Annotated in this window: 7 protein-coding genes, 1 tRNA gene and 1 pseudogene; 3 read left to right on the forward strand and 6 right to left on the reverse strand. The window is 39.2% G+C overall.

What is annotated here, in order from left to right; all coding sequences use genetic code 11:
- Positions 1–29: 29 nt before the first annotated feature.
- Both ACFINA_RS03115 and ACFINA_RS03120 read right to left on the reverse strand, forming a co-directional pair.
- Complete coding sequence (locus ACFINA_RS03115; RefSeq protein WP_375615055.1) at positions 30–602, reverse strand: disulfide bond formation protein B; 573 nt, start codon at positions 600–602, stop codon at positions 30–32.
- Between the two features lie 12 nt (positions 603–614).
- The gene (locus ACFINA_RS03120) at positions 615–1,220 is read right to left on the reverse strand and encodes a YqaA family protein (protein WP_375606496.1); all 606 of its coding nucleotides are present in this window, start codon (positions 1,218–1,220) and stop codon (positions 615–617) included.
- A gap of 221 nt (positions 1,221–1,441) precedes the next feature.
- Between ACFINA_RS03120 and ACFINA_RS03125 the strand changes: the two genes are divergently transcribed.
- Positions 1,442–1,526, forward strand: a tRNA-Leu gene (locus tag ACFINA_RS03125).
- A 1,327-nt stretch (positions 1,527–2,853) separates the two neighbouring features.
- Here ACFINA_RS03125 and ACFINA_RS03130 read toward each other — a convergent pair.
- From ACFINA_RS03130 to fumC, 3 genes and pseudogenes are all read right to left on the reverse strand, one after another.
- Positions 2,854–3,741, reverse strand: a complete 888-nt coding sequence (locus tag ACFINA_RS03130; protein WP_375606495.1) for an outer membrane protein — start codon at positions 3,739–3,741, stop codon at positions 2,854–2,856.
- 624 nt (positions 3,742–4,365) lie between these two features.
- Positions 4,366–4,584 (reverse strand): annotated as a pseudogene (locus tag ACFINA_RS03135) (lyase family protein); the annotation flags it as partial.
- A gap of 893 nt (positions 4,585–5,477) precedes the next feature.
- Entirely contained in the window at positions 5,478–6,866 is a 1,389-nt protein-coding gene (fumC, locus tag ACFINA_RS03140) for a class II fumarate hydratase (protein WP_375606494.1), read from the reverse strand.
- Between the two features lie 227 nt (positions 6,867–7,093).
- Between fumC and groES the strand changes: the two genes are divergently transcribed.
- Positions 7,094–7,390 carry a co-chaperone GroES gene (gene groES / locus ACFINA_RS03145; RefSeq protein WP_005774667.1) on the forward strand — a complete coding sequence of 99 codons (297 nt, stop codon included), beginning with the start codon at positions 7,094–7,096 and terminating at the stop codon, positions 7,388–7,390.
- A gap of 58 nt (positions 7,391–7,448) precedes the next feature.
- A complete protein-coding gene (gene groL / locus ACFINA_RS03150) occupies positions 7,449–9,092 on the forward strand; it encodes a chaperonin GroEL (RefSeq protein WP_375606493.1) in 1,644 nt (547 codons plus the stop codon).
- A 52-nt stretch (positions 9,093–9,144) separates the two neighbouring features.
- Here groL and ACFINA_RS03155 read toward each other — a convergent pair whose 3' ends face one another.
- Positions 9,145–9,267, reverse strand: coding sequence for a hypothetical protein (locus ACFINA_RS03155; RefSeq protein WP_375615056.1), 123 nt, complete (start codon positions 9,265–9,267; stop codon positions 9,145–9,147).
- Positions 9,268–9,290 lie beyond the last annotated feature (23 nt).

Raw genomic sequence — 9,290 nt, forward strand, 5'->3', positions numbered from 1 at the left:
GTGCACGCGGTTTCGTTTCTATTTTATGGTTAGAGTTTTTTATGGACTGAAAGAATTCCTTTTGAAGCGATATAGAGGCTTATAAGGGAGAAAAATAGGCTTGAGACGACATTCCAACCGGCAAATGAGAGAAAAAGAAAGCGTACGGATGCTTCAGAACAAGAAGGAGGATGAATGCTATTTAATTGGTTAAGAAGCTGGTTAACGTTTGAGGTTTTTCTGACTGCGCTTAAACCACAGCTGAGGGGAGCTTCCCAAAAGCCATATTCAACACCCGCATGATAAACGGCTAAAACAAGGCTGATGCACATTAAGACAAAAACACACAAAAATAAAAGTTGTATCCAAGCCGTTGTGCGAAAAAAACATGCCCCAAAACCTGCTAAGAGCAAAAATGGTATGGCACCATAATAGGGAAAACGCTCTATGAGACATAAATCGCAAGGAAGATATCCGCCAAGATATTCAAAACTAAGGGCGAGACCTATTGTGGCAGACAAGCAAAAAGCGAGAAAAAAAGCCCATAAACATTGTTCTTTTCTGCTGGGTTCAACATGAAGGTGCTTGTGTAAAAGTGGATGAGAAGACAAAACGCATGCCATTAAGTCTGTTCCTTATAAAAGCTTCTTGTTTAAAAAAGCTATGAAAATCCCATAAATTAAAAGGAGGCTAACACAACCAATGAGAACAATCCATTTAAAATGCTGTACTAGAAAATTCATTGCTTTTTGCCCAAAATGTTTAATCAGCCACGCAAGAAGATAAAAACGAGCGCCTCTGGAAAAAATACAAATAAGAATGAAAAATTCAAGACGCACACTCATAACACCGGCCAAAATTGTGACAATCTTGATGGGGGGAAGATGAAAAAAACCTGATGTTATCAGTAAAATGATGAGAAATTGCAGGGTTGTACTATTTTTCAGAGATTCAAAACTTTCAACCTTACCATAAATTTCTAAAATGGGTTTGGCAAGGGTATCATAGGCAAAATGTCCGATAAACCAACCGGCAATGCCTCCTAATACAGAACAGATCGTCGCAATCAAAGCATAACGATAAACCCGCTTTTGATGGATAAGCAGCATCGGAATATATAAAACATCTATGGGAATTGGAAAAATAGAACTTTCAATAAAGGCAATGAAACCAAGCCAGTGTGGTGCTGTACGCCGATTTGCTAAAGAAATCGTCCAAAGCTTTAATTTGTTTAATATCATGAGGCTTTTATAAGTTTAAGAGGTAAAGACTTTACAAATGAGATTGCTATAAATCCGGTAGAGAAATCCAATAAAGAAAATATTCCATAAAATAGATAAGAAAATGATATGAATTCTTAAAAAATGAGAAGTCTTCTGTTGACGAATCTGTTCTTCTTCATATAGTGCAAAGGAATAATCGACAAGTCTGTCTTTTATAGTCCTGTCTTTTATAGCAGTGTGCGGGTGTGGTGGAACTGGTAGACGCGCCAGACTCAAAATCTGGTTCCGAGAGGAGTGTCGGTTCGAGTCCGACCACCCGCACCACTTCATAAATATTTTCCTTTATCCTGTTACGGCGCATCACGTTGTTTTATAAAACATGGGGGGTATAAAACGTGGGATTTATAGACCGTGTTCAATGTTTGGCATGTTGAATGAAAAACCTCTAATACCCTAGGATTCTTTCATTTCAAGTCTGTTTGTAGTAAATCAACCAAAATCATGTCGCTTGTACGTTACAAGCTAGATGAGCTCGCGTGGAGTGAAATTTTACAAAAAATGAATAAAAATGCCTCTTATGCCGTTTCAAGGGCATCATTGGAGGTAAAGTATATGATGGATGGTGCCAGCTTGCATTTTTATGAAGTGTAGAGATGGTGCTCTATAGATTTTATATTCCTGTGGGTGTTGTCGCAAAATGAGCTTGAGGGTTTTGAGAGATGTTTCTTTAAAACACGCATGTGAATTGGCAACCCAAGTATCTTGAATTTGAGTGTGTTTGGTTTGAAGCGCTGCCGTATGATATGAAGGGTGTGATCCAAAAAAGATATGTGAGAAACAAAAACATGGGGCAATGTGTAATTTCCTCTCTTTAAAAGACAGGAGCAGAGGCTTAAAAGATTGTGCTTTAAAGGCTTTTGAAAGTCGTAAAGCAGAGGGAAATGGTAAGATTGGAAATTGGTTTTTACCTTGACAACTTCATGTGCTCCCTAAATGAAGTTGTCTTCCCGTTACAGAAATTACATAAACAGAGAACCGCAATATCCTCTCTCCATTCTGGCATACAATAGCGGTAAAATACTGTCGTTTGAAGTGTGGTAATATAGGGCATACTTCCTTGAAACGTTACAGTATTTTTTCGGTGTGTGTTGGATATTCTTAAATGTGTTTATCTTGCTGTAGGTTTAAGAGCATTCCATGCGGAGGAGCCCAAAGAAGCCCGCCCAAGAGTCCCCCGATATCCCCCAAGAGTTTTTGTGTTTTTATAAACGGACATGGTGTTTAAAAATGGATTTTTAGAATCTTTATCCTTTGAGAGCGGGGAGGCAAGTCAACATCATCTTATAAAACTGCAATTGATGCACAATATCCATATTTATTTTAAAGAAATATCTCTTACATAGCGGCTCTCATTTATTTTACGATGGCGCCTAGTGGTATGATGGTAAAGCTTTTATATTCCAAATGCATTACATGAAAGGCTGAGAGAATAGAAACTTGCTTTAAGAGAGGGAGAGGCTTTATTGTTTCGTGACTATTTGTTTAAAGTTTAGTACAGGCTTTTAGAATCTACGTCTTTTTAGGGGTAAAGGGGCATTAAAAAACCCCGTTTTTAACAGGGTTTTTTAATTGTTCAATTTTTCTACAAAACTTAGAATTTATAAGCGATACCAAAGCGAACATCATGCGTTTGAGAAGAGATTTTAAGGTTATCGTTTGCAAATTTCTTTTTAAAAAAATCTGAATAACGATATTCTGTACGCATAATGATATTATCTGTCATTGCAAGATCAAAACCACCACCAACAGTGTAACCAAACATTGTTTTTGTCTCATCTAACACATTGCCAGAAGCAAAAATTGTCGAATCTTCTTGCGATTTTGATAAAAGTGACATGATATATTGCATCTGTGTATAGGCTATACCCCCTGCAATATAAGGCATAAGACGATGGGAAGCAAAACCAATACGCGCGCGCGTGGCACCAGACCACGTTTCTTTCAATGTTACACTGCTAACAACAATGTCACCATAGTTGGATATCGTTTCACCCTGAGCTGCAGGTTTTATGATAGGAATCCCAGCTTTTTTAAAGGCAATGTTAATGGAGTTTGATTCATCTAGAATTTTCTTTCCATTGTCTGTTTGGGTGCTTTTCCTCCCAGACCAGACCATGTCGGTATCAAAACTGAAAACAAGATCTCCCAGATCAATATTAGAACCTGCATACAAACCTGCTCTCAATCCTGATAGTTTCGGTGATAAATCTCTATCAACCCAAGCCCACTTTCCGTCCCTAGCTTCTTGTGCATAATTTAGAGTATTTTTATTGGAAAAATATCCAATTTGTCCTCCAAAATAAAAACCAGACCAAGAAAAAGGCGCAGAAACAGTAACCGGTGAAATACGTGATGACGAAACATCTTGCAATGAAACCTTCGGTTCTGATTGCTTAAAGATTACTGTATCTGCTGCTTGCGCTGTTGAAGCGGTAATGAAGGTGAAAATAGATAGTGCAACTAAACATTTTGTTTTCATAAAAACGTCCCCAATTTATTTCAGATACAAATCGTATTATATACGAATTGGTTAAAAAAATCTATATTTAATATCATTATGAAAACTAAAACATTCAAAAACTCTATAATTATCCATATTTAAGCGTTCTTGAAACTTGTTTTCATGCTATTATCCCACGTTTATATTGATTTTTCAGTATTTTTATATACTCTTTCAGTGTTCTCTGTGTTTTAGAAAAAATTATAGTATAGTAAACAAGCTTTCTATTTATTAAAAAATATTACTTTATATATATTAAAACACTTTTTGTTGTTAAGTGTATTATCCATTATGATTGACACCAATGTGCTTAAATATTCAATTTATCGTAAAAATGCATATTGGTACCGTCATATTCGTTGCTCGTTTTTGATATTGCATAGCTTTGTATTGCGGTAGCCTTTTGAGCACTCGAGGGGATGAGCGACTTTATTTCTTTTTTATCTATATGCCACTTTTGCTTATAATAATCTAAGCGAATAGTTTTGATTGATTGAATAGAATACGAAGAATCAGAAGGAGTAAAGTGCGAGAATCTCAAGTCTCATGAGGTTTCTTATGCGCCATGTAAAACGGATAAACTCTCCGTTCCGTTCGCTTAAAGCCGGAACGTGGATGAGAGCCTAAAAACTGAATGTCGTTGGCTATTTTAAAGAGATTAGCGCGTGCATTCAGGTTTTTGTGGAAATGGGTGAGGGCGCCATAATGGGCAAATGCCTCCAATTTCTTGCGAGCTGTCAAGGATATCCCGTCAAAGAGTAGATTGTTTCAGCAAAGGTCAAAACCTTTCAGTGCATCGAATTTTGTTCCAACAGCTGTTCCTCTATTGAGCACCCATTTTCACGCTTCATAAAGGAGACATTTCTCAATGTTCCTAAACCCATTTCACGACGGCGATTGTGAATGATATAATGATAAATCTATTGAGCACCTCTTTTACGCTTCATAAAGGAGAAAGTCGGTACCATTACTATATTTGCCAGTTCGTAGGGTGTTGTGACAGTCCTCTCCACAATGTTGTGATAGGCCCCTTTGTCCGTTGTGACAGTCCTTGGCACTTGAGGTGGTTCATTAGAGGCGTTTGTAGTCCTTATCGGATACAATTTCTATTCATACATTCATTGCGTTTGTGATGTGCAAGTAAGTGATTTTGATTGATGCAACATGGGACAGATTTAAAATGAGAAAATCTTACGGTATTTAGGATTCTCGTTCAATATGGATAACGCTAGATTATTATTATAAATAAACACATTATCTCATTGAGATAAGAGTTATTTACCCAATGTTATCAATAATGATAACATTGTAAAGCGTAACTACGATGAATTCATTAATCTTTTTATACTTCGATTGAAATTATGTCTATTAATACCGATTTTTTTGAGCTAATTTTGTTTGGTTGATAGCTAATAGATTTTCAAAATCAAGACGCGAAGCTAGAATGAAAAACACCTTAAGGTCATATCCCTTTAAATCACTTTTTGCCAGTATAGCTATTGGGTGTTGAGCTATGACTATCCATTCCTTTCCAAAATCGTTGTGCCTTTTAAGTACAATATAAGCAACAAAAACACCCATAGCATAAATGCGGCTCAGAGCCTAAAATGAACGCTGTGGGTAATTGTTATCGGTCATCATCGGGGTGTAAAACACCCCGATCTTTTGACAGAAAGATTTGTTTTAAGACGTTTGTATCTTTTTTAGTGAGTTGTTTATTGGGGAGCAATCATCTTTTTGGGATCAACTAATCGGTCATAATCCTCTACAAAAACCCCTGCTTTTAATGCTTCGGTGCGCAAAGTTGTATCATTTTTATGCGCTGCTTTGGCAATTTCAGCAGCTTTTTCATAGCCAATTTCTGGTGCAAGAGCTGTGACTAACATGAGTGAGCGCTCCATGAGCGAGTGAATATGAACACGATTGGCCCGTAATCCTTGAATACAATGCATATCAAAAGAACGCATGCAATCACCAAGAAGGGTAATTGATTGTAAAACGTTATAGCCAATAACAGGTTTATAAACGTTGAGTTCAAAATGTCCTTGGCTTGCGGCAAAGGTTACGCTGGTGTGATTACCAAAAACTTGGCATGCGACCATGGTTAAGGCTTCACATTGCGTGGGGTTGACTTTGCCGGGCATAATAGAAGATCCGGGTTCATTTTCAGGAAGACTGAGTTCCCCTAAACCGGAACGTGGACCAGAGCCTAAAAACCGAATGTCATTGGCAATTTTAAACAGATCAGCAGCTAAGGCATTCAAGCTCCCGTGGAAATGCGCAAGGGCGCCATGATGGGCAAGTGCTTCAAATTTATTGCGGGCAGTTTGGAACGTTATTTCTGTGAGAGTGCTCACTGTTTGCGCAAAAGCAACGTCAAAACCTTTGGGTGCATTCAGTCCTGTGCCAACAGCCGTACCACCTTGAGCAAGCATTTGGACATCGGTTAGAGCATTTTTAATACGCTGAAAATTGGCTTCTAATGCGGCACGATAGCCTGAAAATTCTTGCCCTAAGGTTAAAGGGGTTGCATCTTGCGTATGGGTGCGGCCGATTTTAATGATATCTGCAAATTCTTGCTCTTTTTGTTTTAATGTCGCAATAAGAGCTTCAAGGATTGGCAGTAAGTGTTGGCGTGTTTGCAACGTGGTGGCAATGTGAAGCGCCGTGGGAAAGGAATCGTTCGATGATTGGCTCATATTGACATGGTCATTGGGATGAACTGGTTTTTTGCTTCCAAGTTTTCCTCCCAAAATCTTACTAGCACGATTAGCAATGACTTCATTGACATTCATATTGCTTTGTGTGCCAGAACCTGTTTGCCAGACGGACAGTGGAAAATGCGTATCAAAATCGCCGGCAAGCACTTCATCAGCGGCGGCAATAATTGCTTTTCCAATATTTTCTGGTAGTTTTCCTTTGCCCATATTTACAATCGCTGCTGCTTTTTTGACAAGGACTAAGGCATAGATGATGGCAAGAGGCTGCTTTTCACTGCCAATATTAAAATTATGCAGAGAACGTTCAGTTTGTGCGCCCCAATAACGATCTTGACGTACCGAAATCGTTCCAAAGCTATCCGTTTCCTGACGTGTTTCAACCATGATAAGATCCTTTTTTGTTCACGGGTTCTCAAAAAAGATAGATAACGCGAAAGTGCAATAAGAGGCAAGACTTTGAAGCTTCATTTAGAGAAATTATTTTTATGGCTATTCTTGACATTGAGAGATGCCGATTTTATATCTAATACATGCTAGCACTCGTAGCTTGAGAGTGCTAGCAAGAACTTTTAAGATTAATGCAATTATGTTCAGTTTTAAGGATTTAAAACATGGCTAATATACAATTCCGCCCACTTCACGACCGTGTCGTTGTCCGTCGGGTTGAATCTGAAAATAAAACGGCTGGTGGGATTATCATCCCTGATACAGCAAAAGAAAAACCCCAAGAAGGCGAAGTGATTGCTGTTGGCAATGGCGCTCTCGATGATAACGGAAAGCGCGTGCCGTTAGAAGTCAAAACAGGAGACCGTATTTTGTTTGGAAAATGGTCTGGAACTGAAGTCAAGATTAATGGGGAAGATCTCCTCATCATGAAAGAATCTGACATTATGGGAATTATGGGCTAATTGAAGCGCTTAATTTTTCATTGTGTACTATTTTGAGAAAACTCCAAGGAGAAATTAAATGGCTGCTAAAGAAGTCAAATTTGGCCGTGAAGCGCGTGAGCGTTTGTTGCGCGGTGTCGACATCCTTGCTAATGCTGTTAAGGTGACACTCGGCCCTAAAGGTCGCAATGTGGTGATTGATAAATCATTCGGTGCGCCTCGTATCACAAAAGATGGTGTATCCGTTGCAAAGGAAATCGAACTGGAAGATAAGTTCGAAAATATGGGTGCACAAATGTTGCGCGAAGTTGCTTCTAAAACCAATGATATCGCTGGTGATGGAACAACAACAGCAACTGTTTTAGGACAAGCTATTGTGCAAGAAGGTGTTAAAGCTGTTGCGGCGGGCATGAACCCAATGGATCTTAAACGTGGGATTGATGCTGCTGTTGAAGAAGTGGTGGCAAACCTCTTCAAAAAAGCAAAAAAAATCCAAACTTCAGCAGAAATTGCACAGGTGGGAACAATTTCCGCTAATGGCGCTGCTGAAATCGGTAAAATGATCGCTGATGCTATGGAAAAAGTGGGCAATGAAGGCGTCATTACCGTGGAAGAAGCTAAAACTGCTGAAACGGAATTAGAAGTCGTTGAAGGAATGCAATTTGACCGTGGGTATCTTTCCCCTTATTTTGTCACAAATGCTGAGAAAATGGTCGCTGATCTTGATGATCCTTACATTCTCATTCACGAAAAGAAATTGTCTAATTTGCAATCTCTTCTTCCTGTGCTTGAAGCTGTTGTTCAGTCTGGAAAACCACTTCTTATCATTGCTGAAGATGTGGAAGGTGAAGCTTTGGCAACGCTCGTGGTCAACAAGTTGCGTGGTGGTTTGAAAATTGCTGCTGTAAAAGCTCCTGGATTTGGTGATCGCCGTAAAGCAATGTTAGAGGATATCGCTATCTTGACATCCGGACAGGTTATTTCTGAAGATGTGGGCATTAAACTTGAAAATGTCACTTTGGATATGCTTGGACGTGCAAAGAAAGTGAATATTTCTAAAGAAAACACCACCATTATTGATGGTGCTGGACAAAAGGCTGAAATTACTGCTCGCGTCAATCAAATCAAGGCTCAGATTGAAGAAACAACTTCTGACTATGACCGTGAAAAATTGCAAGAAAGACTTGCTAAACTCGCTGGTGGTGTTGCTGTTATCCGTGTGGGTGGTGCAACAGAAGTTGAAGTGAAAGAAAAGAAAGACCGTGTTGATGATGCTTTGAATGCAACACGTGCTGCTGTTGAAGAAGGTATTGTTGCTGGAGGTGGTACCGCATTGTTGCGTGCAGCAAATGCGTTGACCGTTAAGGGAAGTAATCCTGACCAAGAAGCTGGTATTAGTATCGTTCGTCGTGCTCTACAAGCACCAGCGCGCCAGATTGCAAGCAATGCTGGTGAAGAAGCCGCTATTATTGTGGGCAAAGTGCTGGAAAATAATGCTGACACTTATGGTTACAATACCGCAACTGGTGAATTCGGTGATTTGATTGCTTTGGGAATTGTTGATCCTGTGAAAGTTGTGCGTTCTGCTCTTCAGAATGCGGCTTCAATTGCGAGCCTTCTGATCACAACAGAAGCAATGGTTGCTGAAGTTCCAAAGAAAGATACACCAATGCCTCCGATGCCTGCTGGCGGAATGGGTGGAATGGGCGGAATGGATTTCTAAGCTTTTTTCCATAGAAATAATAAAGAAACGGGTCTTCTGGGCCCGTTTTTTTTTATGCTTTTTCACGTTTAGCAACTTTACGTTTTTCAACTGGTGAATTCGGTGATTTGATTGCTTTCAAGAATTGTTGATCCTGTGAAAGTTGTGCGTTCTGCTCTTCAGAATGCGGCTTCAATTGCGAGCCTTCTGATCACAACA

This window comes from Bartonella sp. AC10YNML, from assembly GCF_042196825.1.
Taxonomy (GTDB): domain Bacteria; phylum Pseudomonadota; class Alphaproteobacteria; order Rhizobiales; family Rhizobiaceae; genus Bartonella.

Excerpts from the sequence above, each read along its gene's own strand:
- ACFINA_RS03130 (WP_375606495.1), bottom strand. The coding sequence starts at position 3,741 with ATGAAAACAAAATGTTTAGTTGCACTATCTATTTTCACCTTCATTACC.
- groES (WP_005774667.1), top strand. The coding sequence starts at position 7,094 with ATGGCTAATATACAATTCCGCCCACTTCACGACCGTGTCGTTGTCCGT.
- ACFINA_RS03115 (WP_375615055.1), bottom strand. The coding sequence starts at position 602 with ATGGCATGCGTTTTGTCTTCTCATCCACTTTTACACAAGCACCTTCAT.
- fumC (WP_375606494.1), bottom strand. The coding sequence starts at position 6,866 with ATGGTTGAAACACGTCAGGAAACGGATAGCTTTGGAACGATTTCGGTA.
- ACFINA_RS03120 (WP_375606496.1), bottom strand. The coding sequence starts at position 1,220 with ATGATATTAAACAAATTAAAGCTTTGGACGATTTCTTTAGCAAATCGG.
- groL (WP_375606493.1), top strand. The coding sequence starts at position 7,449 with ATGGCTGCTAAAGAAGTCAAATTTGGCCGTGAAGCGCGTGAGCGTTTG.